General features: G+C 72.3%; 21 protein-coding genes. 16 read left to right on the plus strand and 5 right to left on the minus strand.

Translation table 11 applies throughout. The annotated features are described in order from the left end of the window. Positions 1-92 precede the first annotated feature (92 nt). Positions 93-557: a DUF5318 domain-containing protein gene (locus ACQPZO_RS30885; protein WP_396671867.1), complete on the minus strand. Its 465-nt coding sequence runs from the start codon at positions 555-557 to the stop codon at positions 93-95. 175 nt (positions 558-732) lie between these two features. Here ACQPZO_RS30885 and ACQPZO_RS30890 point away from each other — a divergent pair, with 175 nt between their 5' ends. From ACQPZO_RS30890 to ACQPZO_RS30900, 3 genes are all read left to right on the plus strand, one after another. Further along, positions 733-1,371: a PadR family transcriptional regulator gene (locus ACQPZO_RS30890; protein WP_387022351.1), complete on the plus strand. Its 639-nt coding sequence runs from the start codon at positions 733-735 to the stop codon at positions 1,369-1,371. A 23-nt stretch (positions 1,372-1,394) separates the two neighbouring features. Beyond that, on the plus strand, positions 1,395-2,474 hold the full coding sequence (locus ACQPZO_RS30895; RefSeq protein ID WP_433351376.1) for an inositol-3-phosphate synthase: 1,080 nt from the start codon (positions 1,395-1,397) through the stop codon (positions 2,472-2,474). Positions 2,475-2,583: 109 nt separating this feature from the next. Next, complete coding sequence (locus ACQPZO_RS30900; protein ID WP_433345803.1) at positions 2,584-3,114, plus strand: hypothetical protein; 531 nt, start codon at positions 2,584-2,586, stop codon at positions 3,112-3,114. A 20-nt stretch (positions 3,115-3,134) separates the two neighbouring features. On the opposite strand, the gene ACQPZO_RS30905 is transcribed toward ACQPZO_RS30900, so the two are convergent. Then, the gene (locus ACQPZO_RS30905) at positions 3,135-3,614 is read right to left on the minus strand and encodes a methylated-DNA--[protein]-cysteine S-methyltransferase (RefSeq protein ID WP_433345806.1); all 480 of its coding nucleotides are present in this window, start codon (positions 3,612-3,614) and stop codon (positions 3,135-3,137) included. A gap of 100 nt (positions 3,615-3,714) precedes the next feature. Between ACQPZO_RS30905 and ACQPZO_RS30910 the strand changes: the two genes are divergently transcribed. From ACQPZO_RS30910 to ACQPZO_RS30925, 4 genes are all read left to right on the plus strand, one after another. Continuing rightward, entirely contained in the window at positions 3,715-4,236 is a 522-nt protein-coding gene (locus ACQPZO_RS30910; protein ID WP_405115154.1) for a SigE family RNA polymerase sigma factor, read from the plus strand. Then, the gene (locus ACQPZO_RS30915) at positions 4,233-5,333 is read left to right on the plus strand and encodes a TolB family protein (RefSeq protein WP_433345808.1); all 1,101 of its coding nucleotides are present in this window, start codon (positions 4,233-4,235) and stop codon (positions 5,331-5,333) included. Before ACQPZO_RS30910 ends, ACQPZO_RS30915 begins: the two co-directional genes overlap by 4 nt. Before the next feature lie 135 nt (positions 5,334-5,468). Then, complete coding sequence (locus tag ACQPZO_RS30920; protein ID WP_433345810.1) at positions 5,469-5,981, plus strand: NfeD family protein; 513 nt, start codon at positions 5,469-5,471, stop codon at positions 5,979-5,981. A gap of 52 nt (positions 5,982-6,033) precedes the next feature. After that, positions 6,034-7,530: a flotillin family protein gene (locus ACQPZO_RS30925; protein ID WP_433345812.1), complete on the plus strand. Its 1,497-nt coding sequence runs from the start codon at positions 6,034-6,036 to the stop codon at positions 7,528-7,530. Between the two features lie 56 nt (positions 7,531-7,586). Here the strand turns inward: ACQPZO_RS30925 and ACQPZO_RS30930 are convergent, their stop codons facing one another. After that, positions 7,587-9,050 (minus strand): CCA tRNA nucleotidyltransferase, encoded by a 1,464-nt coding sequence (locus tag ACQPZO_RS30930; protein ID WP_433345814.1) that lies wholly within the window; start codon positions 9,048-9,050, stop codon positions 7,587-7,589. Between the two features lie 126 nt (positions 9,051-9,176). Here ACQPZO_RS30930 and murJ point away from each other — a divergent pair, with 126 nt between their 5' ends. From murJ to ACQPZO_RS30965, 7 genes are all read left to right on the plus strand, one after another. After that, the gene (gene murJ / locus ACQPZO_RS30935; protein ID WP_433345816.1) at positions 9,177-10,922 is read left to right on the plus strand and encodes a murein biosynthesis integral membrane protein MurJ; all 1,746 of its coding nucleotides are present in this window, start codon (positions 9,177-9,179) and stop codon (positions 10,920-10,922) included. A gap of 461 nt (positions 10,923-11,383) precedes the next feature. Next, entirely contained in the window at positions 11,384-12,985 is a 1,602-nt protein-coding gene (locus ACQPZO_RS30940) for a protein kinase family protein (RefSeq protein ID WP_433345818.1), read from the plus strand. Positions 12,986-13,028: 43 nt separating this feature from the next. Further along, complete coding sequence (gene sigM / locus ACQPZO_RS30945; protein ID WP_433351378.1) at positions 13,029-13,904, plus strand: RNA polymerase sigma factor SigM; 876 nt, start codon at positions 13,029-13,031, stop codon at positions 13,902-13,904. After that, entirely contained in the window at positions 13,901-14,905 is a 1,005-nt protein-coding gene (locus ACQPZO_RS30950; protein WP_433345820.1) for a hypothetical protein, read from the plus strand. The genes sigM and ACQPZO_RS30950 overlap by 4 nt, the downstream gene beginning before the upstream one ends. Before the next feature lie 220 nt (positions 14,906-15,125). Beyond that, entirely contained in the window at positions 15,126-16,079 is a 954-nt protein-coding gene (gene trxB, locus ACQPZO_RS30955; protein ID WP_433345822.1) for a thioredoxin-disulfide reductase, read from the plus strand. 78 nt (positions 16,080-16,157) lie between these two features. Next, positions 16,158-16,481 carry a thioredoxin gene (gene trxA / locus ACQPZO_RS30960; protein WP_350880235.1) on the plus strand — a complete coding sequence of 108 codons (324 nt, stop codon included), beginning with the start codon at positions 16,158-16,160 and terminating at the stop codon, positions 16,479-16,481. A gap of 223 nt (positions 16,482-16,704) precedes the next feature. After that, positions 16,705-17,874 (plus strand): N-acetylmuramoyl-L-alanine amidase, encoded by a 1,170-nt coding sequence (locus ACQPZO_RS30965; protein ID WP_433345825.1) that lies wholly within the window; start codon positions 16,705-16,707, stop codon positions 17,872-17,874. Between the two features lie 141 nt (positions 17,875-18,015). Here the strand turns inward: ACQPZO_RS30965 and ACQPZO_RS30970 are convergent, their stop codons facing one another. After that, complete coding sequence (locus ACQPZO_RS30970; RefSeq protein ID WP_405115131.1) at positions 18,016-18,681, minus strand: GNAT family N-acetyltransferase; 666 nt, start codon at positions 18,679-18,681, stop codon at positions 18,016-18,018. Positions 18,682-18,980: 299 nt separating this feature from the next. On the opposite strand from ACQPZO_RS30970, the gene ACQPZO_RS30975 reads away from it, so the two are divergent. Both ACQPZO_RS30975 and ACQPZO_RS30980 read left to right on the plus strand, forming a co-directional pair. Further along, positions 18,981-20,294 (plus strand): PLP-dependent aminotransferase family protein, encoded by a 1,314-nt coding sequence (locus tag ACQPZO_RS30975; protein WP_433345827.1) that lies wholly within the window; start codon positions 18,981-18,983, stop codon positions 20,292-20,294. Positions 20,295-20,301: 7 nt separating this feature from the next. Then, the gene (locus ACQPZO_RS30980; protein ID WP_433345829.1) at positions 20,302-21,297 is read left to right on the plus strand and encodes a D-alanine--D-alanine ligase family protein; all 996 of its coding nucleotides are present in this window, start codon (positions 20,302-20,304) and stop codon (positions 21,295-21,297) included. Between the two features lie 48 nt (positions 21,298-21,345). Here ACQPZO_RS30980 and ACQPZO_RS30985 read toward each other — a convergent pair whose 3' ends face one another. Then, on the minus strand, positions 21,346-22,092 hold the full coding sequence (locus tag ACQPZO_RS30985) for a hypothetical protein (RefSeq protein ID WP_433345831.1): 747 nt from the start codon (positions 22,090-22,092) through the stop codon (positions 21,346-21,348). Between the last annotated feature and the right edge of the window lie 679 nt (positions 22,093-22,771).

A 22,771-nucleotide genomic window follows, 5' to 3' on the forward strand; every position in this document is an offset into this window, starting at 1 on the left:
GGGCGTTACTTCAGGATCAATCGGGCCAATCAGGCCAAAGGGCTGTCGGTCATCCCGTCTTCTCCACACCGGGTCAACCGAACCAGCTGGATTCACCGTTGCGCCTCTCGCCTCCGCCGAACGGCCGGACCGGCACCCGCGGCCGAGCCGCCCACCGCGCCCTGCTCCGCCCCGGCCTCCGTGTCACCGGCCAGCCCGTCCCGGCCGAGCAGGTACTGCTCGACGAGGTGATTCCAGTCGCAGCCGAGGCACACCTCCACCACGAAGACCTGGAACTCACGCAGCGTCATCGCCAGGACGGGCAACTCGGTCAGAGTACGCGCCTGCCCGGCGGACTGCTTGAGCTCGTCCCCGTAAATGTAGTGGACGTGGGTGAGGTTCTCGCTACGGCAGATCGGGCAGCGGTTTTCGGTCGGTTCCCCGTGGAACCGGGCGGCGTTCTTCAGGTACGGGGAGGCGTCGCAGACGTCGTACGTGCCGACCCGGCCGGCGAGGAGTTCGCGCAGCACCGCCCGCTTCCGGAGCGAGTAGTCGACCACCTGGCGCTGCGTACGCATGCGGAGAAGGGTACGCGGTCGGGCCCGACGAGGCGACCACCGTCACATTCCGTCAACCCGGGAACTCGCTCCGAAAGGTTTGCCCTGATCCTGGGTGAGCCGCTAACGTGCGATGTATCGGTCCGATACATCGCGGCGGTTGCGCCCACGCGTCAGGGGTAAGAAGGGGTGGCCCGTGCTCGAGCTCGCCATCCTCGGCCTCCTCCAGGAGTCCCCGATGCACGGCTACGAGCTCCGCAAGGAGCTCGCGGCCAAGTTGGGCGCGATCCGGGCGGCGATCAGCTACGGCTCGCTCTACCCGACGCTACGCAGGTTGCAGGCGGCGGGATGGATCACCGAAGCCGCCGAGACCCCCGCGACCGCCGAGGAGGTTCCCGCGCTGACCAGCCGGCGAGGTCGGGTGGTCTACAAGATCACTGCGGAGGGCAAGGAACGCTTCGCCCAGCTCATCGGGCAGGCCGGTCCCGAGACGTACGACGACACGGGCTTCGGTGTGCACTTCGCGTTCTTCGCCCGCACTGACCAGGCGACCCGACTCCGCATCCTGGAGGGTCGCCGCCGAAAGATCGAGGAGCGTCGCGAGGGACTTCGCGACGTGCTGGGCCGGGCGGCCGAGCGCCTCGACGCGTACACCCTGGAACTGCAACGCCACGGTCTCGACGCCTGTGAGCGCGAGGTCCGCTGGCTGGAGGAGCTCATCGCCAATGAGCGCTCCGGCCGTGCCCCGACGGTCCCGCGAGCCGGGACGGTTGGCGGCCGACGAGATAACGACAGCCCGCCTCCGCCTGGAGAGTCCAGGAAAGAGCGGCCGTGATGAAGAAGAAGGAGGCAGACGCTATGGGCTCCGTCCGCGTCGCCATCGTCGGTGTGGGAAACTGCGCCTCGTCCCTCGTGCAGGGCGTGGAGTACTACCGCAACGCCGACCCGAACGACCGCGTCCCGGGTCTCATGCACGTCACCTTCGGCGACTACCACGTCTCGGACGTGGAGTTCGTAGCGGCGTTCGACGTCGACGCCAAGAAGGTGGGCATGGACCTCGCGGAGGCGATCGTCGCCAGCGAGAACAACACCATCAAGCTCTGCGACGTGCCGCCGACCGGCGTCAGCGTGCAGCGCGGTCCGACCTTCGACGGCCTGGGCCAGTACTACCGCGAGATCGTCGAGGAGTCGGACGCCACGCCGGTCGACGTCGCGCAGGCGCTGCGCGACGCGCAGGTCGACGTCGTCGTCTCCTACCTGCCGGTCGGCTCCGAGCAGGCCGACAAGTTCTACGCCCAGGCCGCGATCGACGCCGGCTGCGCGTTCGTGAACGCCCTGCCGGTCTTCATCGCCTCCGACCCGGAGTGGGCGCAGAAGTTCACCGACGCGGGCCTGCCGATCGTCGGCGACGACATCAAGAGCCAGGTCGGCGCCACCATCGTGCACCGCGCCCTGGCGAAGCTCTTCGAGGACCGCGGCGTCGAGCTGCTGCGCACGTACCAGCTCAACTTCGGCGGCAACATGGACTTCATGAACATGCTGGAGCGCAAGCGGCTGGTCTCGAAGAAGATCTCGAAGACCCAGTCGGTCACCTCGCAGATCCCGCACGAGATGCAGAAGAGCGACGTGCACATCGGCCCGTCGGACCACGTGCCGTGGCTCGACGACCGCAAGTGGGCGTACATCCGCCTGGAGGGCCGCTCCTTCGGTGACACCCCGCTCAACGCCGAGCTCAAGCTCGAGGTGTGGGACTCGCCGAACTCGGCCGGCGTCATCATCGACGCCGTCCGGGCCGCGAAGATCGCCCTGGACCGGAAGATCGGCGGCCCGATCCTGTCGGCCTCGTCGTACTTCATGAAGTCCCCGCCGGTGCAGTACTCCGACCACGACGCGCATGCCGCCGTCGAGTCCTTCATCAAGGGCGACATCGAGCGCTGACACGCTGACCACCAGCACCACCGCGAGGGCCGGGTCCGTCGGGACCCGGCCCTCGCGTGTCGTGCCGACCACCGCATTCCTCCTCCGGCACGGAAGTAAGGAGCAAACCGTGGATTCCTCGCAGATCGTCGCCCAACTCGTGCAACGGGCCCGCGACACCCCGTACGCGGTGACCCCCGTCCCGGGCGGCGCGCGGGTCGGGCTGGCCGTGGCCGACATGCACTGGCACACCCTGTTCCACCGCAGCGGGCTCACCATCGAGCACGCCGTCGTGCTGCGGTTCGACGACGCGAACCGGATCTACACCCGGCAGCAGCAGACCCGAAGGTTGAGCTACCGGTTCGGCATCGACGGGCGGGTGATCGGCGCGTCCCTGAGCGCGAGCGTCTTCAAGGGCACCCAGATCAACTTCCGGCGCGGCGCGGTCGTCGGCCGGCACGACGACGGCAGCCTGGTACGCGGCTACCGGTTCGACTCTCGCGAGTTGACCTCGTTCGTTGACTCTGTGCTCGTCCCGTCGGGGTGGAAGCGGGCCATGGACCGGAGCACGAAGATCGGGCTGGTCGCGGCGATCGCGGGGGGCGGGATCGCGGTGCTGACGCTGATCGGCCTGGGCGTCGCGATCCTCGTCACGGGCTGAGTCGCCCGCCGACCCGCCGGTCACGACCAGGCGCGTTGCAGGGCGACCCGGGCCTCCAACTCCAGCAGCGTCACCTTGCGGGGCAGGCCACCGCCGAAGCCGACCAGCTTCGCCCCCGCGCCGACGATCCGGTGGCAGGGCACGATCACCGGGATCGGATTGCGGTTGCAGGCCACCCCGACGGCCCGCGCCGCGCCCTGGTCCCCCACGGCCTTGGCCACCGCCCCGTACGTCATCGTCTCCCCGTACGGGATGCGGGTCATCTCCCGCCACACCGCCCGCTCGAACTCGGAGCCCCGGCGCACCGCCACCGGCACCGTGAACTCGGTCAGCTCGCCGGCGAAGTACGCCCGCAACTCCGCCACGGCCCGCCCGGACAACTCGTCGCCGGGCGTCTCGGCCGCCGCCGTCACCCGCCCGAAGTGCGCGCCGCACACCCCGGCGTCGTCGGTGGCCACGGAGAACTCACCGATCGGCGAGTCGAGGACGGTCCAGCGCACACCCCCATTCTTCCCTCCCGGTCCCACCTCGCCGCGATCAGGCCACCCGACGAGGCAAGATTCCGGCTCCGGTGGGCGTCTTGACCATCGGAGGTGGGCGGTGACTGAGGTGACCGACGGGGAGTTCACCGCGTTCGTCAACGAGCGGGGCGCGGCCCTGCTGCGCTTCGCGTACGCCCTGGCCGGCAGCCAGCACGGCGCGGAGGACCTGCTCCAGAACGCGCTGGCCAAGGCGTACGCGCGCTGGCCGCGGATCCGGGGCGACGCCGAGCCGTACGTGAAGAAGATCCTGTACCACGACCAGGTCTCCGGCTGGCGACGCCGATCCCGGCGGCCCGAGGTGCCGGTCGACGTGCTGCCCGAGCCCCCGGCTGAGCGGGACAGCGGGCACGACGTCGACCTTCGGATGCTGCTGCGGGACGCACTGCTGACGCTGCCGCCCCGGCAGCGGGCGGTGCTGACCCTGCGGTACCTGGAGGACCTGAGCGTGGAGCAGACCGCCGCCCTGCTCGGCTGCCGGACCGGGACGGTGGCCAGCCAGGCGTCCAGGGCGCTGGCCAAGCTCCGGCAGTTGGTGCCCGACTTCGCCGACCACGCCGACAGGCCGGAGGTGAACCGATGAACTCCTCCGCCGAGGAGGCGCTGCGGGCCGCCGTACACGAACTCGCGGGCGAGGCCCGTGCGGTCCCGGACCTGGCGGCCGGTGCGCTGCGGCGCGGCCGGCGGGTGCGGGCCCACCGCCGGGCGATGGTGGTGAGCGTCTCAGTGCTCGCCGTCGCCGCCGTGATCCTGCCGTTCGTGCTGCTGCGGCATCGCCCGCCGGTCCTGCCGGCGGTGCCCGAGCCGACCGTCAGCGCAACCCCCGGCCCGGATTTGCTCCCGACCCCGGGTCGGGACTGGACGGCGTCGCCGCTGGTCCTGCCGGGAGGCTGGGTGGTCGGCAGCGCCCTGCGCGACGGCACCGGCTGGGTGCTGGACCGGAGCCGGAACCGCTACCAGCGCGCCGCCGGCTACGCCGCGGTGTGGCCGGCACCCAGGGGCGCGTTCAGCGCCCTCGTCGACGCCGACCGGCCCCTGGAGATCGGCCTGGGCGACACGGCCCGGGGCCGGACCAGTTGGATCCGCGTCGGCCTCGCCATCGGGGCGCCGCAGTGGTCGCCGGACGGTCGGCGGCTGGTGGTGACGATCAGCGACAAGGACACCGGGGGACGGTCCATCGGCGTCCTCTCCACGGACGGCGGGTTCCGTCGCTACCCCGTCGACACCGTGCGCTACTACTGCACCGACCACTGCTTCTTCACCTGGACCCGGGACGGCCGGGAGGTGGCGCTCCAGCAGACCGACGCGTTCGCCCCCCGGTCCGAGTCGACGCGGCACCCCCGCCGGGGCGTACAGCTCTTCTCCGCCGACGACGGCCGGCCGACCCGGTTCGTGGCCATGCCCGGCGACCCGGTCGGCCCGTGGGCCTGGTCGCCGGACGGCCGGCTGGTGGTGGTGCAGGGCCAGGCCGAACCACTGCTGGTGGAGACGGCCACCGGCCGGGTGCTCCGGGCCCTGCCGACGGCCGACACCGCCTTCGTCTCCGACGACCGTCTCCTCTACCGGCGTCCGTACGGCTACCGGGACTACGTGCTCGCCGATCCGACCGGGCAGGAGCTGGCCCGGCAGCCCGTGCCGCGCGAGGTGGCCACTTTGGAGCTCTCCGCCACCCCGCGCTGAGCGTGCACCGGCCCCGCCTCCGCCGGTACGCCCCTGCCCCGTGGCCTCCACCTGACGCGCCCTGCCCCACCGCCCCCGCCGGGCGTGGGTCACGGCCTCCGGGCGACCTTGCACGGCGGCGCTACCGTGCAGCTCATGGCCCCGGGGACGCTCATCTTCCTGATCATCGGCGGGGCGGGCGTCGCCGTGCTGGCGCTGGCCCTGCTCGGCGCGGAACTGTTCCAGTTCGGCCATCCCGACGTCGACGGGCCGGTGTCCGTCGAGGCGGTCGCCGGCTTCACCGGCGCGTTCGGCTTCGGCGCCGCGATCGTCAACGAGCTGCTCGGCGGGCGTACCCCCGGGATGATCACGGCAGCGGCGGCCGGCGGCGCGCTGGCGGCGGTGCCCACGGCCTGGGTCGCGGTCCGGCTCAGCCGGGCGGCCCGTACCATGCGGACCGACCCCACCCCGACCCGCAACGACCTGGTCGGCGCGCTCGGCCTGGTGGTGACCCCGGTGCCGGTCGACGGGTACGGCGAGGTCCGGGTCCGCGTCGCCGGCCAGCCGATGAAGCTCAACGCCCGCGCCGACGAGCCGATCCCGGTCGGCGCCCAGGTCTTCGTGGTGGAGGCCCTGAGCGAGACCAGCGTGTACGTCGAAACCTACTGAGTCCTGCCGCAGGGACCCACCAACCCCCTCACCCCCTCGGAGCGGAAGTCGCATGCCCCTTCTCATCGCCATCGGCGGCGTGGTTCTCCTCGTCGTCTTCCTCCTCCTCTTCGTGCTCTCCCGGATCAAGGTCGCCGGGCCCAACGAGGCGTTCATCGTCACCGGTCGCAGGGGCCGGACCACGCACACCGCCGACGGCGGCCGGTCCACCGACAACTCCGGGCAGAAGGTCGTCCTCGGCGCGTCGGTCTTCGTCCTGCCGGTGGTACAGAAGATCCAGTCGCTGGACCTGTCCAGCCGTCGCATCGACGTCGGCATCAAGGGCGCGGTGAGCAAGCAGGGCATCCGGGCCGACCTGCACGGCGTCGCCATCGTCAAGGTCGGCGGCACCGAGGACGCGATCCGCGCCGCCGCCCAGCGTTTCCTGCACCAGCAGGACGAGATCGACAACTTCACCCGCGAGGTGCTGGCCGGCGCGCTGCGCTCGATCGTCGGCCGGCTCACCGTCGAAGAGGTCATTCGGGACCGGGCGGCGTTCGCCAGCGCGGTGGCCGAGGAGGCCGAGCACTCGATGACCAACCAGGGCCTGGTGCTGGACACCTTCCAGCTCCAGGACATCGTGGCCGAGGGGTCGTACCTGCAGGACCTGGGGCGTCCGGAGGCGGCCCGGGTGCTCAAGGACGCCTCGATCGCCGAGGCCCGGGCCCGGCAGCAGGCCGAGCAGGAGCGGCTGCTGGCAGAGGAGGCCATCGCCGAGGCGAACCGGAACCTGTCGCTGAAGCAGGCCGCCATCCAGGCCGAGATCGACGCCGCGAAGGCGAAGTCGGCGGCGGCCGGCCCGCTCGCCCAGGCCGAGCGGGACCAGGCGATCCTCTCCGAGCAGCAGAAGGTGGCCGAGCGCAACGCCGAGCTGAAGCAGCGCCAGCTCGACACCGAGGTGCGCAAGCCGGCCGACGCCGCCCGGTACAAGGTGGAGCAGGAGGCCGAGGCGGCCCGCAACGCGGCCGTGCTGAACGCCGACGCCCAGCGGCAGGCCACCATCGCCGCCGCGCAGGCCGTCGCCGAGCAGTCCCGGCTCACCGGTGAGGGCGAGCGGGCCCGCCGGGCCGCCCTGGCCGAGGCGAACGCGATCGAGGGCGCCAAGGAGGGCGAGGCCGAGCAGCGCCGGCGATCCGCGATCGCCGAGGCGGTCGAGCGGGAGGGGCAGGCGGAGGCGGCCGCCATCCTGGCGAGGGGTCAGGCCGAGGCCGACGCGATGGCCCGCAAGGCCGAGGCGTTCGCGGCATACGGCGAGGCGGCGGTGCTGGACCTGCTGGTCCGGGTTCTGCCGCAGGTGGTCGAGGCGGCCAGCGCGCCGATCGGCGCGATCGACAAGCTGACGGTGATCTCCACCGACGGGGCGTCCTCGCTGACGAAGTCGGTGGCGAGCAACGTGGCGCAGGGGCTCCAGCTCGGCACCGACCTGACCGGCATCGACCTGGCCGGCCTGCTCGGCAAGCTCGGGGCGACCCAGTCAGGCGACGGCAGCAAGCCCGCGGTCGACGCCTGAGCTGACGAAAGGGGCCCCGGTCGACGGATTCCGTCGACCGGGGCCCCTTTCCGCGCTCAGGCCGGCGTGATGCCCTGCTCGCGGGCCCAGCGCAGCAGCTCCGCCTCCGCCTCGTCGCGAGCCAGCGGGCCGCGCTCCAGGCGCAGCTCCTTCAGATGCTTCCAGGCCAGGCCGACGACCGGCCCCGGTGGCACGCCGAGCAGTTCCATGATCGCGTTGCCGTCCAGGTCGGGGCGGACCCGAGCCAGGTCCTCCTCGGCCTCGATCCGGACGATCCGCTCCTCCAGCGCGTCGTAGTCCGCCGCCAGGGCGGCGGCCTTGCGCCGGTTGCGGGTGGTGCAGTCCGAGCGGGTCAGCTTGTGCAGCCGGGGCAGCAGGTCCTCGGCGTCGGTGACGTAGCGGCGCACCGCCGAGTCCGTCCACTCGCCCCGGCCGTACCCGTAGAAGCGCAGGTGCAGGCCGACCAGCTTGACCACCTGCGTAATGACGTCCTTCGGGTACTTCATGGCCTTCATTCGGGCCTTGGTCAGCCGGGCGCCGACCACCTCGTGGTGGTGGAAGCTGACCCGGCCGTCCGGCCCGACCGCCTTGGTGGCCGGCTTGCCGACGTCGTGCATCAGCGCGGCCATCCGCAGCACGAAGTCGCAGCCGTCGGTCTCGTACGACACGGCGTTGCTGACCACGGTGAGGGTGTGCTCGTAGACGTCCTTGTGCTGGGCGTGCTCGTCGATCTCCAGCTTCAGCCCGGTCAGCTCGGGCAGGAAGCGGTCGGCCAACTCGGTGTCGACCAGCAGCCGCAGCCCGGTGATCGGGTCCGCGCCGCAGAGCAGCTTGGTGAACTCGTCGCGGATCCGCTCGGCGGTGATCCGGTCGAGGTCGGTGGCCATCCGGGCCATCGCGGCGCGCACGTCCGGGTGGACGGTGAAGCGGAGCTGGGCGGCGAACCGGGCCGCCCGCAGCATCCGCAGCGGGTCGTCGCCGAACGACTCGGCGGGGGTGCCGGGGGTGCGGATCACCTTGGCGGCGAGGTCGTCGAGGCCGCCGTGCGGGTCGGTGAACCGGTGTTCGGGCAGGCTGACCGCCATCGCGTTGATCGTGAAGTCGCGGCGCTTCAGGTCGTCGGCGAGGTTGGTGCCGTACTCGACGACGGGGTTCCGGCTGACCTGGTCGTATGCCTCGGCGCGGAAGGTGGTGATCTCCAGCCGCAACCCGTCGCGCTGGCAGCCGATGGTGCCGAAGTCGCGGCCGGTCTCCCAGACCGACTCGGCCCAGCCCTTGATGATCCGCAGGGTCTGGTCGGGGTGGGCGTCGGTGCAGAAGTCCAGGTCGTCGCCGAGTCGACCGAGCAGGGCGTCGCGTACCGACCCCCCCACCAGGTGCAGCTCGTGGCCCGCCTTGGCGAACCGGCGGCCCAACTCGTCGGCGACGGGGGAGACGCGGAGCAGTTCGGCGACGGCGTTGCGCTGCGCGGCGGTGAGCTCACGGCGGTCAGCGGCGTGGGGAGCGGAGGCTTCGGACATGGGATCGCCAGCCTATCGGGCCGGTGGTGGAACTGATCCGCCGGGCGCGGGTGAGCAGCGGGGTTGACTATGGTCATGTGGTGCGGGCCGGTGCCCGGCTCCGACGTACCCGATGGAGGCTGGAAGATGAGCGGCGGTCTCTACCGCAGCGCGAACGCCGCGCAGGGCGCCGGCCGGCCGGCCGGCGACGACGCCACCTTCATCTCGGCGGAGCCGTTGAACCAGCCCGCTGTGGAGGCGACCGCACCCCCGCAGGAGGTGGTCGCGGAGACCAGCGCCGCGACGAACAGCGCGGTGATGGCGATCGGCAGCCTGGTCAGCCGGGGAACCGGCTTCCTGCGCACGCTCGTGCTCACCGCCGCGCTGGGTGGTGCCCTGGTCGGCGACGCCTACACCACGGCGCAGATCTTCCCGGGGATGGTCTACGAGTTCCTGCTCGGCGGCATCCTAACCAGCGTCTTGGTCCCGGTGCTGGTGCGCCGGCGCAAGACCGACGACGACCGGGGCCAGGCGTACGCCCAGCGGCTACTCACCCTGGCGGTGATCGCCCTGGCCGTGGCGGCGGTGATCGCGGTCGCGATCGCCCCGGTGCTGACCTGGCTCTACGCCAGCGACCAGCAGACCGGCGACTACCGCGGCCTGGTCAACGCGCTGTCCCGGCTGATGCTGCCGATGATCTTCTTCACCGGCCTGAGCGCGCTGATCAGCGCGGTCCTCAACACCCGGGGCCACTTCGCCGCCCCGATGTGGGCGCCGATCCTCAACAACATCGTGGTGATCGCGACTGGCGGCCTCTACATCGCGATCTTCGGTGCGAAGATCGTCGAGCCGGACGAGATGACGTTCGGGCGCATCCTGTTGGTCGGCGGGGGCACCCTGCTCGGCGTGGCGATCCAGGCGGCCGGCCTGCTGCCGGCGCTGCGCAAGGTCGGCTTCCGCTGGCGGTTCCGCTTCGACTTCGGCAAGCTCGGCCTCGCCGAGCTGGGCCGGCTCGGCGCCTGGATGTTCTGCTACGTCGCGGTCAGCCAGATCGGCCTGATCGTGGTGTTCAACCTGCTCAGCCGGGCCAGCGGCGAGAAGGCGGCCGGCCCGCTGATCTACAACAACGTCTTCCTGCTGCTGATGATGGCGCACGGCATCATCGCCGTATCGATCATCACGGCGCTGATGCCCCGGATGAGCGCCGCCGCCGCCGACGGCCGGTACGCCGACCTCGCCGCCGACCTGTCCCGGGGCACCCGGACGGTCACGGCGGTCCTCGCCCCGATCGGGGTCTGCTACGCGGTGCTGGCCGCCCCGATCGCCTTCGCCCTGTTCCAGCACGGCGCGTTCACCGAGCAGAACGCCCGGGACACCGTCCCGGTGCTGGTCGTGGCGGGCATCGCGCTGGTGCCGTTCGCGATCAGCCAGCTCTTCACCTTCGCCTTCTACGCGCTGCCGGACACCCGGACCCCGGCCCTGATCAACATCCCGGTGGTGGGGCTGCGGGTGGCCGTACAGATCGGCCTCTTCTCGCTCTTCGCGGCGAGCTTCGCCGCCGCCGGGATGATGCTCGGCAACGCCGTCTCGTACGTGGCGGCAGCCGTCATCTCGGCGTGGCTGCTACGGGGCCGGGTGGGGCGGATCGGGATGGGGCAGATCAGCGGCACGTTCGTGCGGGTGGCCGTCGCCGCCGCCGGGGCCACCGTCGTCGGGTTGCTGGTGGTGAAGCTGCTGCCGGGCGACGACGCACCCACACTGGTCCAGTCGGCGGTGCAGATCGTGGTCGGCGGCGCGGTCATCGGTGGGACGTACCTGGGGCTGGCCATGGTGCTGCGGATCAGGGAGATCACCGAGGTGATCGGGATGGTCCGCAGCCGCCTCGGGCGCTGACCCGGGACCACGCCGGGTCCGACCGGCAGGTGTCCGGCCCGGGCTGGCACGCAGGGTGACTGGGGATCACCAGGCTGGGGATACTCCTGTGGATAACTCAGCGATTCGCGGGTCAGCGACCGTAAGTGCCTGTGGATAACCAGCCGAAAGGTTGAGCATCGCGGGCCGTTGGGTGGGGAATCCAGGCGGTGGAACCGGCCCGCCACACCGGCCCGGCCCCTGCGACAACTACTTGCGGTCAACCTCTAGATTAGCCAGTACATGTGCCAGCAACGCGGCCGACAACGGCCGTAACCGGACGAGTCCGGCATGTCCCGGCACCTCCGCCGGGTGCGGCGGGAAGATGACATGTCGGCGAGACGGGCAACCCGGGTAAGGTCGCTCTCGACGGGTACGGCTGAGCCAGGCGTTCCACGTCGGCACCGTCGGCCGGTTCCTCAACAGGCAGAGCGGGAAGCCACATGCCCAGCAGCGCGGGTCCATCGATCGGCACGATCACCGAGGGAGGACGGGTGACCCAGGTCGGCGAGGGTCAGGAGGCAGCGGAGAGCGCGCCGCCGATCATGACCTTCGGTGCTCCCACGGCGGGTGAGATCCTCGCCGAGCGGTACGAGCTGGTCGAACACATCAACAACGACAGCGCCGGCCGGCTGGTCTGGCGCGGAGTCGACGTCGTGCTGCGCCGTCCCGTCGCGGTCGTGCTGCGCTACCCGGGCGGCGACTCGGCGACCGAGATGCTCCAGGCAGCCGTCGCGGCCAGCCGGGTGATCCACCCGAATCTGGTCGGCGTCTACGACGCCATCGACGAGGCCGAGCGGGCGTACGTGGTCCGCGAGTGGGTGGACGGGCAGTCCCTGCGGGAGCTGGTCGCGGACGGCCCCCTCGACCCGGGCCGGACGACCGCGATCGGCAACGCGGTGGCCAGTGCGCTCGCCGCCGTGCACGCCACCGGCATGGTGCACGGCAACATGCACCCCGGCACCGTGATGATCAGCGAAGAGGGCCGGGTGGTGCTGGCCGACGCCCGCACCGACGGCGCAGACAGCCAGGACAACGACGTCCGGGCGATCGGCGGCATTCTCTACTTCGCCCTGACCGGACACTGGCCGCACGCCGAGGCTCCGCTGCACGGCGCCACCGCCGGGCACGGCCGGGCCGCCATCCCGGACGCCGTCCGCGATGCCAGCGGAGCGATCGCCGCGCCGAGGCAGGTCCGCGCCGGCGTGCCGGCCTACCTCGACGACCTGACGATGGATCTGCTCGACGCCGGGATCGCCCCGCCCCCGTCGGACGTGCTCGCGGCCGAACTGGACCGGCTCGACATTCCGATCGAGGAGGAGCCGTACCTGGAGCCGGCCGGGCCGCTGCGGTTCGCCGCGGAGACCGGCGACGAGCCGTCCCCGCTGGCGTCGGTGGGCGGCCGGAAGGTCGCCATCGGCATCGCCGGCCTGCTGGCGGTCGCCCTGGTCGGCCTGCTCATCGGGATCAGCGCGCTGGGCGGGGACGACGAGCCCCCGCAGACCGAACCGGTGGCCCGGCCGTCCAGCAGCGCCCCGGCCAGCGAGGCGGCGCCCGCCGCCACGCGCAAGCTGTCGGTGACCGACGTGCGCATCATCGACCCGGACAGCAAGCTCCGCGACGAGCTGGGCGGCGCCGAGAAGGTGATCGACGGCAACCAGGACGAGAGCTGGGACACCGACACCTACACCCAGTCGAAGTTCGGCAACCGCAAGAGCGGCATGGGGGTCTGGCTCGACCTCGGCGAGGAGCGCACGGTCAAGTCGGTGCAGGTGAGCCTCTCCGCCACCGGGGCGTCCGCCCAGCTCTTCGCCGGCACGACCGACCCTCCCTCCACCTCGGCCGGCGACAAGTCGCTGTTCACGAGCTACAAGAAGAGTCCGGTCGGGCAGCCGTTCGAGGAGCACGACGGCACCACCATGACCTTCAACGGATTCGACGCCGACGCGAAGTACCGCTTCCTGCTGTTCTGGCTCACCGAGCTGCCCGCGAACGACCGGGGCTACCAGGTCGGGGTCCAGGAGATCACGGTCCAGGGGTCGTGAACCGACGACCGTCGACGGGTCGCCACCCGGGGCGGGCGTGGTGATGGACGGCCACGGCGAGCGGACCACAGACGTACCGGTGGACGGCCAGCGCCGTCCACCGGTCGCCGTTCCGACCGGCTCCGTCCCGGGCATCGGGCCGAGCGACGTGGAGCTGCTCCGCGCCCACGTCGCCGGAGACAGGTACGCCTTCACCGAGCTCTTCCACCGGCACCGGGACCGGCTCTGGGCGGTGGCCCTGCGGACGGTCGGCGACCGAGAGGAGGCCGCCGACGCGCTCCAGGACGCGCTGCTCTCCGCCCATCGCGCGGCAGCCCGTTTCCGGGGCGATTCCGCTGTCACCACCTGGCTGCACCGGATCGTGGTGAACGCCTGCCTGGACCGGATCCGTCGCCGGCAGGCGCACCCGACCGTTCCGCTGCCGGACGGGACGTACGGCCCCGACGACGGCCCGTCGACCGGCGGGGTGGAGCCGGCCGCCCCCGTCCAGGACCATGACACCGCTCTGGTGGTCCGCCAGGCCCTCGCCGAACTGCCGGTCGAGCAGCGGGCCGCGTTGGTGCTGGTGGACGTGCAGGGCTACCCCGTCGCCGAGGTGGCCCGGATCCTCGACGTCGCCGAAGGCACGGTCAAGAGCCGCTGCGCCCGGGGCCGCGCCCGACTCGCCGTGGCCCTCGGCCACCTGCGAACGGGCGTCGTTCCCGGCGGGGCGGCCCGCCCGAATCTCCGGGCCGGGCGGGCCGTCCCGCCGCAGGACGGGCGGGCCGGGACGCGCGCCCGGGATGCGGCGGCACCCGACGGCGGGAGCATGGCCGGGCCGGACGTGCCCGTCGTCACCCGGGGGAACCCTCGGCAGGCGGGAGGCGTCCGATCTGGGTCGGGGCACTCCCGGCGCGACGCCAACCAGGAGGAATCGTGACGGCCGGGGGGTTCAGGGAGGTCGATCACGACCTGCTCGCCGACTACCTCGGCGGTGTGCTCGACAGCACGCCGGACGAGGCGGTCGTGGCCCGGCTGGTCGAGCAGGACCCGGCCTGGGCCGAGGCCCACGACGCGTTGGTGCCGGCTCTGGCCCGGGTCGGTGAGAACCTCGCGGCCTGGGCCGGTCCGGCCCCCGAGATGCCGCTCGCGGTCGCCGACCGGATCGCCGCCGCGCTGGCCGGCGCCGGCCCGGGCACGCCCACCGACATCTCCGCCGTGCCGGACGCCACGGACCGGACCGACCCCGACCGCGCGACCGGCGTGCCGCCCGCGCTGGTGCCGACCCAGCCGTCGGGCGGGTCCCGCCGGCCTGCCGGCGGGTCAGGGCCGACGACCGGGCGTACCGGCACCGCCGGTCCCGGCCGGCGCGGACGACGTTGGGCCCGGATCGCCGGGCCGGTGGCGCTGGCCACGGCGTCGGTGTTCGCCATCGGGCTGGGGCTCAACCGGTTCGTCACCGAAACCACGCAGTCCGACAGCGCGTCGACCACCGCGGTGAGCGAACCCGCCGGGGCTGCGCGCGGCGCGCGAGACTCGTTCCGCGCGGCCGGCACCCCGCAGCGCAGCGGCACCGACTGGACGCCGGAGGCGCTGGCCACCGGGGCCTCCAGCGTGCCGCCGACCGGGCCGGCCAAGTCGTTGGGGCAGGGATCGGCGGGGCCGCCGGCCGCCGAGGGGGAACGCCTCCCGGCGGTTGACGGCCTGTACCGGCTCACCACACGGAGCGCCCTGGACTCCTGCCTCGCGGCGGTCAGCAACGAGCACGGGGCCGGTCCGCTCACCGTCGACCTCGTCGACTATGCCCGGTTCCGGGGCGACCCGGCGCTGGTGATGCGCTTCGTCGACCCCTCCGGGGCGCGCTGGGCGTGGGTCAGCGGCCCGGAGTGCGGCGTACCCGGATCCGGGGCCGACACCCGCTACCGGGCGCGGGTAGGGTGAGGTCGCGGTGCGCCGGCCGGCGTGACCGGCCGGGCCCGGGCGAGACGGAATCGGCGTTGCCGTCCTTCCACGTGACCTGACCCACCGGATGACCGGCTCGGGAATCCCCACTTCGTACGATGGCGTTCTGCAAGTCAGGAGCCGGCGTCCGCGTGGCGGCGGCACTCAGACCGACATCGGTGTGCGCGCCGATGGCGACCACACACATCGGGAGACGGCAGTGGACGAGGTCCGCAACCTGATCATCATTGGCTCCGGGCCGGCCGGTTACACGGCGGCGGTCTATGCCGCGCGCGCCAACCTCAAGCCCCTGATCATCGAGGGCGTGCAGTCCGGTGGCGCACTGATGACGACGACCGAGGTGGAGAACTTCCCCGGGTTCGCCGACGGCATCCTCGGCCCCGAGCTGATGGACAACATGCGCAAGCAGGCCGAGCGGTTCGGGGCCGAGTTCCTCACCGACGACGTGACCCGGGTCGAGCTGAAGGACACCGGCAGCGTCGGCTCCGACGCGATGAGCACCGTCTGGGTCGGCGAGACCGCATACCGGGCCAAGGCTGTCATCCTCTCCACCGGTTCGGCCTGGCGTCCCCTGGGCGTGCCGGGTGAGCAGGAGTACCTCGGCCACGGCGTCTCGTCCTGTGCCACCTGTGACGGCTTCTTCTTCCGCAACCAGCACATCGTGGTGGTCGGCGGCGGTGACTCGGCGATGGAGGAGGCCAGCTTCCTCACCCGGTTCGCCGAGTCGGTCACCATCATCCACCGGCGCGACTCGTTCCGGGCCAGCAAGATCATGGCCGAGCGGGCGCTGGGCAACGACAAGATCAAGGTCGAGTGGAACGCGGTGGTCGAGGAGGTCCTCGGCGCCGACGGCAAAGTCACCGGCGTGCGGGTCCGCAACGTGCACAGCGGGGAGAGCAAGGTTCTCGACGTCACCGGCGTCTTCGTGGCGATCGGTCACGACCCGCGCAGCGAGCTGTTCCGCGACCAGGTCGAGCTGGACGACGAGGGCTACGTGAAGGTGCAGGCCCCGAGCACCCGGACCAGCATCCCGGGTGTGTTCGCGGCCGGTGACGTGGTTGACCACACCTACCGGCAGGCGATCACCGCCGCCGGCACGGGCTGCGCCGCCGCCCTGGACGCCGAGCGCTTCATCGCCACGATCCAGCCCTGAGCCGGCAGCACCAGCGACGCCGGCGCGGCGTGGCACCGAACGACGAATGAGTCGAACCGCATCTGGAGGAGAGTCATAGTGGGAGCGACAAAGGCGGTCACCGACGCGAGCTTCGCCGCCGACGTGTTGAAGTCCGACAAACCGGTGCTCGTCGACTTCTGGGCCGAGTGGTGCGCGCCGTGCCGCAAGGTTTCGCCGCTGCTGGAGGAGATCGCCGGCGAGATGGGCGACCAGGTCAGCATCGTGAAGCTCAACATCGACGAGAACCCGGAGACGGCCCGCGCCTACCGGGTGATGTCCGTGCCGACCCTGACCGTCTTCAAGGACGGCGAGCCGGTTCGGTCCATCGCCGGCGCCAAGCCGAAGGGCGAGCTGGTCAAGCTGATCCAGTCCGCGCTCTGACCGACGCGTTCCGAAACCCCCGCACCCCTCCCGGGCGCGGGGGTTTCGGGTTTCCGGCCCTTGACCTGCGCGGACACCGCACCTCGACGGGCCGGACCGCATAGCCTCTCAACCAGGGGGCGCCCGATGGTCGGCCACGCCGCGCCCCGTCGCCGTCCGGGTCGTAGGCCCGCCTCCGGCGTCGCGGGACGACGGGCCGGCAACCGTGCGAAGGGGGTCGAGCGTGCGTCCGATCCGACCCGGTGACCGGGGACCGGCGGTGACCGAGATCCGCGGTGTGCTGACCGGCCTCGACCTGCTCCCCTCGGCGCCCACGGGAGACGACGACGATTTCGACGCCGCGACCGAGCGCGCGGTCCGGGCGTTCCAGCAGTCCCGAGGGCTCAGCGTGGACGGGCGGGTCGGCGCGGAGACGTGGCGCGCTCTGGACGCCGCCCGCTGGCGGCTCGGCGCGCGGACCCTGTACCACGCGGTGCCGGAGCCGCTGATCGGCGAGGACGTCCGATCGCTGCAGGAACGCCTGCTGGAGATGGGATACGACGTGGGTCGCGCCGACGCCATCTACGGCGTGCGCACCTCCCGGGCGGTGGCCCAGTTCCAGCGGGAGATGGGGCTCAAGCCGGACGGCTCCTGCGGCCCGTACACCATGGGGGCGCTGCGTCGCCTGGGGCGCAAGGTGGTGGGCGGCCGGCCGCAGTGGCTGCGCGAGTCCGACGCGATCCGGCAGACCGGCCCGGCCCTGGTCGGCCGGATCGTGGTCATCGACCCGGGGCACGGCGGCACCGACCCGGGGGTGGTGGTGCCGGACGGGCCACTGCGCTGGACCGAGTCCGACCTGGTGCACGACCTGGCCAGCAGGCTGGAGGGGCGGCTCGCCGCTTCCGGGGTGCGGGTGCAGCTGACCCGGGGGCCGGCGCCGGGGAGCTGCCTGCCCGACATCGAGCGGGCGCAGCTGGCCAACTCCCTGGGCGCGGACGTGTTCATCTCGCTGCACACCGACGGGCACGCCAATCCGGAGGCCGAGGGCGTGGCGACCTACCACTACGGCACCGACAACGGGGTCACCTCGGCCACCGGTGAGCGGCTGGCCGGGCTGGTACAGCGGGAGATCGTGGCCCGGACGGGGCTGCGGGACTGCCGGACCCACGCCAAGACGTGGGACCTGCTCAGGCTGACCCGGATGCCGGCGGTACGGGTGGAGGTGGGCTACCTGACCTCCCCGGCGGACCGTGGGCGGCTGATCGACCCGCGCTTCCGGGACCGGATCGTCGAGGCGATCGTGGCCGCCGTCCAGCGGATGTACTTCCCGGTCGAGCGGGACGTGCCCACCGGCTCGATCGACGTCAGCGAACTGCGCGCGGCGGTCGCGGCCGGCCGGGTGGCGACTGCCTGATTCCGGCCCGGTCCGCTGCCGAGCAACTTGAGCGGGGCCGGCCCCGGACGTCCGCCTGCACGATTCCCGACCGGCCGGGGCGCCCGCGCGGCTCTCGACCGGCCGGGGCGCCCGCGCGGCGGTGACCGCGTTGGTGCGGCGTCAGCCGCTGGTGGAACGGGTGGCCGGGGCGGGCCGGACCGGCCGGAGCAGGGTCTCCGGGCTCATCGAGCCGAGCAGCTTCTCCAGGGCGTACTCGACGTCGGACTTCCAGCTCAGCGCGGTACGCAGTTCCAACCGCAGCCGGGGATAGCGTGGGTGCGCGCGGACCGTCTTGAAGCCCACCGAGAGGAAGTAGTCGGCGGGGGCGACACAGCTGCCGGGCGGGTCGCCGTCGTCGCCGAACTTCGCGTCGCCGAACGCCTCGATCGCCTTGATCCCCCGCTTGGTGAGGTCCCGGGCCACGCCCTGCACGAGCATCCGGCCGAGCCCGCCACCGGCGAAGGGAGCGACCACGTACGCGGTCATCAGCAGCGCCGCGTCGGCGGAGACGGGCGAGGTGGGGAACGCCATCGCGCGGGGCACGTACGCCGGCGGCGCGTACATGACGAAGCCGGCGGGCATGCCGTCGACGTACGCGAGCTTGCCGCAGGAGCCCCACTCCAGCAGTGTCTGGGAGACCCAGGCCTCCTTCTCCAGCCCCGGGTCGCCAGCCGCGCAGGCTCGGTCGGCGGACACCGGATCGAGCTCCCAGTAGACGCACTGCCGGCAGGTGCGGGGCAGGTCTTCGAGGGTGTCGAGGGTCAAGCTGACCAGACGTCGCGACATTGGCGCATCCCCACAATAGGCTCGGAGGCGAGACCGGCGCGCAACGACGCCACCTCGGACCCCCGACGAGCGATCGTACGCCGACTGACGACGCTACGGGAGGGGACGCGCGAATGCACCCGGGGTGCCCCGCCGGCCGGTCCACCGGTCCGGGATATGGACTCGGGGGTCACGTCGTGGCACCGATCGTCGCCAACCGGACTACCATCGGGCATCTGCGTCCCGCGCCGTCATGGTCTGCGGCGTCCCGGGTACCCCGGGCAGGCGGGAGCCGCCCGACACGCGATCGAGGTGATGTCATGACCGGCACGACGCTCGACGACTACACCGACCGGTACGCCCGGCGCGTCCGGGGCATGACCGCCTCGGAGATCCGTGCGCTGTTCGCGGTGGCCAGCCGGCCGGAGGTGGTCTCCCTCGCCGGAGGCGCACCCTACATCGCCGCCCTGCCGCTGGACGCCGTGGGCGAGATGCTCGGCCGGCTCGGCTCCGAGCACGGAGCCACCACCCTCCAGTACGGCATCGGCCAGGGCACCCTGGAGCTGCGCGAACGGATCTGCGAGGTGATGGCCCTCTCCGGCATCGACGCGGCCTGCGGGGCGTCGCCGGAGGACGTGGTGGTCACCGTCGGCGGCCAGCAGGCGCTCGATCTGGTGGCCCGGCTCTTCCTCGACCCGGGTGACGTGGTGCTCGCCGAGGGGCCGACCTACGTCGGCGCGCTCGGGGTGTTCCAGGCCGCCCAGGCCCAGGTGGTACACGTGCCGATGGACGACGACGGGCTGATCCCGGAGGCGCTGGAGGTCGCCGTCGCGGAGTTGGCCCGCGCCGGCCGGCGGGTGAAGTTCCTCTACACGATCCCGACGTACCAGAACCCGACGGGCGTGACGCTCAGCGAGGAACGACGCGAACGGGTGCTGGACATCTGCGAACGCGCCGGCCTGCTGGTGGTCGAGGACGACCCGTACGGGCAGCTCGGTTTCGAGGGTGACGCCCCGCGCCCGCTGCGGGCCCGCCGCCGCGACGGGGTGTTCTACCTGAGCACCTTCTCCAAAACCTTCGCCCCGGGTTTGCGGGTGGGCTGGATCCTGGCCCCGCACGCCGTGCGCGACAAGCTGGTGATCGCCAGCGAGGCGCAGATCCTCTGCCCCAGCGGGTACGCCCAGGCCGCCGTCTCGACCTACCTGAGCACGATGCCGTGGCGGGAGCAGCTCAAGGTCTACCGGGAGGTCTACCGGGAGCGCCGGGACGCAATGCTGGAGGCCCTGGACGACCTGATGCCCGCCGGCACCACCTGGACCAAGCCCGCCGGTGGCCTGTTCGTCTGGGCGACGCTGCCCGAGGGCCTGGACTCGAAGGCGATGATGCCGCGGGCCATCGCGGCACGGGTGGCGTACGTGCCCGGCACCGGCTTCTACGCCGACGGCACCGGCACCGGCAACATGCGGCTGAACTTCTCCTTCCCGTCACCCGAGCGGATCCGGGAGGGCGTGCGTCGGCTGGCCGGCGTGATGGAGCAGGACATCGCCATGCGCCGGGTGTTCGGCACGGTCAACCGTCCCGAGGTGCGACGCGGGCAGGCCGGCGCGGACGCGCCGGGACCCGACTTGGCATGATTCCGGCATGGCTTCGACCCCTGCCGAGCGCATCACCGTGACCGACCCCGCCGCCGCCGAACCCCACGTGCTGGTGCTCGCCGGCGGGCTCTCCTATGAGCGGGACGTCTCCCTCCGGTCCGGCCGCCGGGTGCTCGACGCGCTCCGGGCCGTCGGGGTGGAGGCGGAACTGCGGGACGCCGACATCGCCCTGCTGCCGGCGCTGGTCGCCGACCCGCCCGACGCCGTGGTGATCGCCCTGCACGGCGCCACCGGCGAGGACGGCTCGCTGCGCGGCGTGCTCGACCTCTGCGACGTCCCATACGTCGGCTGTGACGCCCGAGCGTCCCGGCTGGCGTGGGACAAACCGTCGGCCAAGGCGGTGCTTCGGGAGGCCGGCATCCCCACCCCCGACTGGGTGGCGCTGCCGCACGACCGATTCTCCGAGCTGGGCGCGGTCGCGGTGCTGGACAGGATCGTCGACCGGCTGGGCCTGCCGCTGATGGTGAAGCCGGCGCAGGGCGGTTCCGGGCTGGGTGCCGCCGTGGTCCGGGAGGCGGCATCGCTGCCGGCCGCGATGGTCGGCTGTTTCGCGTACGACTCGACGGCGCTCGTCGAGCGGTACGTCCCCGGCATGGACGTGGCCGTCTCGGTGGTCGACCTCGGGGAGGGGCCGCAGGCGCTGCCCGCCGTGGAGATCGTGCCCCGCAACGGCGTGTACGACTACGCGGCGCGGTACACCGCAGGCCGGACCACCTGGCACGCCCCGGCCCGGCTGGGCCCGGAGGTCGCGGCCACGGTGGCCGAGGTGGCCGTGGCCGCGCACACCGCGCTCGGGCTGCGCGACCTGTCCCGGGTCGACCTCATCGTGGACGCGGAAGGCCAGCCGCACGTTCTGGAGGTCAACGTCTCGCCGGGGATGACGGAGACGTCGCTGCTGCCGCTCGCGGTGCAGGCTGCCGGTCTGGACTTCGGCCGGCTGCTCGGGTCGTTGGTGAGCCGGGCCGCCGCCCGTCCCGTCTGACCTTCCCGCCCCGCCTGACCTTCCCGCGCGTCGGTCCGCTGCGCGGAGTCAGTGGCGTCCGGGCTCAACGGTCGGCTTGTCGTTCGGCAGGGCTGCGGTGCCCTCCCCGCCGTCCGGCTCCGGGATCTCCTCTGCCGCTTCGATCACCCCGATCGTGTCGTCCTCGTCCAAGGTCAGGGTGGGGGCGGACGACTGCGCGGCGATGCTCGACGGCGCCTGCCACTGGATGCGGGGCGGCTCGGCCAGCGGGCGGCCGCCGAAATCGGCCAGCCAGGCGGCCACCAGGGCCAGGTTCTCCCGCCACTGTTCCTCGGAGATGGGCGGAAGGATCGAGTCCCACAGCGACAGGAACGTGCCCCGGAGCTGGAGTCGCCCGTACGGCCGGGCCAGGAACCACAGGTGCAGGTGGGCGGACCCGTCACCCCAGCGGTTGACGTGGACCCGCGCGACGCCGTCGAGGGAGCGGATGGCCCGTTCCAGCCGGACCGTCATCACGCCCAGTTCGGCGGCGAGAAGGTTGGGCAGGTCGCCGAGGTCGAGGTGGGAACGGGTCTCCAGGATCAGCACCATCGGCAGCCCGGTCGGCCGGTCCATGGCCCGAACCCGCCAACGCTCGCCGACCCAGATGTACGCGTCATCCGGCGCACCACACGCCGTGCATTCCTGAGCTCCCTCGCCCTTGCGTGGGGGCTCCACCGCGACCGGGGCGTCGAGGTGCTTGACCTGAAGGTCGCCTTCGAAGGGGAACGAGGGCCAGGAGGTGAAATCGGGAACTGAGGGAGGGGTGTCGTGCACGACGCTGACCCTAACCGAGCGAGCCGCGGCTGTCCCTACCTGATTCGCCCGCCCTCGGGTACGCCGGGCCGGCCACAGCCGCTCGCTCCCGCTCCGGTCAGCCCGCTCCGGCTCGACAACGCATCGGCTGTCCACACGTTATCCACAGGCCCCCGAGGCCATCACCACCCCGCGTCATCCACAGGCTGGCACCGCGTTTCACGCGGGGTTTCACGTGAAACGGGGGGTGCCTGTGGAAAACCGCTGTGGATAACTTCACGGCTCGGCAGCAAAGTTGTACACAGCCCTCCGGTTCCCTCGTACCTAACGAACCGAAGAGCGATGGGTCGCTGGCCCAGCCACCAAAATGTGAGCCCTTCGAGGCCCATCCGGGGCACGCGGGACGAGCCGAGGGGGGCGTGTTCTGGTGGGCGAGGTCTATCGCGGTGCTGCGGCCGAACGCGGAACCGGGCCGCCGCGACGCTACCTCGACGACCGGTCGGCCCCCCGGCCTCCGCCGGCCATGGGCGTCTCCGCCGTGATCCGCTCCGCCCCGGCAAGTTGACTTCCGTGGCTTCGCCCGGCTCGGTGGCTATTCCCCGAAGGAACAGGTCGCTCGGGAGGGGAGTGGCAGGGTCGGCCGGAATGCCGCCGCGTCGCCTCCGGCGGCGGGACAGAGTCCGGGCACGGCAGCGCGAAC

It is taken from the genome of Micromonospora sp. CA-111912, assembly GCF_050948415.1.
GTDB lineage: Bacteria > Actinomycetota > Actinomycetes > Mycobacteriales > Micromonosporaceae > Micromonospora.

Bases quoted from the DNA above. Each gene is read 5' to 3' on its own strand.
- ACQPZO_RS30885 (WP_396671867.1), bottom strand. From the start codon at position 557: ATGCGTACGCAGCGCCAGGTGGTCGACTACTCGCTCCGGAAGCGGGCG.
- ACQPZO_RS30895 (WP_433351376.1), top strand. From the start codon at position 1,395: ATGGGCTCCGTCCGCGTCGCCATCGTCGGTGTGGGAAACTGCGCCTCG.
- ACQPZO_RS30915 (WP_433345808.1), top strand. From the start codon at position 4,233: ATGAACTCCTCCGCCGAGGAGGCGCTGCGGGCCGCCGTACACGAACTC.
- ACQPZO_RS30920 (WP_433345810.1), top strand. From the start codon at position 5,469: ATGGCCCCGGGGACGCTCATCTTCCTGATCATCGGCGGGGCGGGCGTC.
- ACQPZO_RS30925 (WP_433345812.1), top strand. From the start codon at position 6,034: ATGCCCCTTCTCATCGCCATCGGCGGCGTGGTTCTCCTCGTCGTCTTC.
- ACQPZO_RS30930 (WP_433345814.1), bottom strand. From the start codon at position 9,050: ATGTCCGAAGCCTCCGCTCCCCACGCCGCTGACCGCCGTGAGCTCACC.
- murJ (WP_433345816.1), top strand. From the start codon at position 9,177: ATGAGCGGCGGTCTCTACCGCAGCGCGAACGCCGCGCAGGGCGCCGGC.
- ACQPZO_RS30940 (WP_433345818.1), top strand. From the start codon at position 11,384: ATGCCCAGCAGCGCGGGTCCATCGATCGGCACGATCACCGAGGGAGGA.
- sigM (WP_433351378.1), top strand. From the start codon at position 13,029: ATGGACGGCCACGGCGAGCGGACCACAGACGTACCGGTGGACGGCCAG.
- ACQPZO_RS30970 (WP_405115131.1), bottom strand. From the start codon at position 18,681: ATGTCGCGACGTCTGGTCAGCTTGACCCTCGACACCCTCGAAGACCTG.
- ACQPZO_RS30975 (WP_433345827.1), top strand. From the start codon at position 18,981: ATGACCGGCACGACGCTCGACGACTACACCGACCGGTACGCCCGGCGC.
- ACQPZO_RS30980 (WP_433345829.1), top strand. From the start codon at position 20,302: ATGGCTTCGACCCCTGCCGAGCGCATCACCGTGACCGACCCCGCCGCC.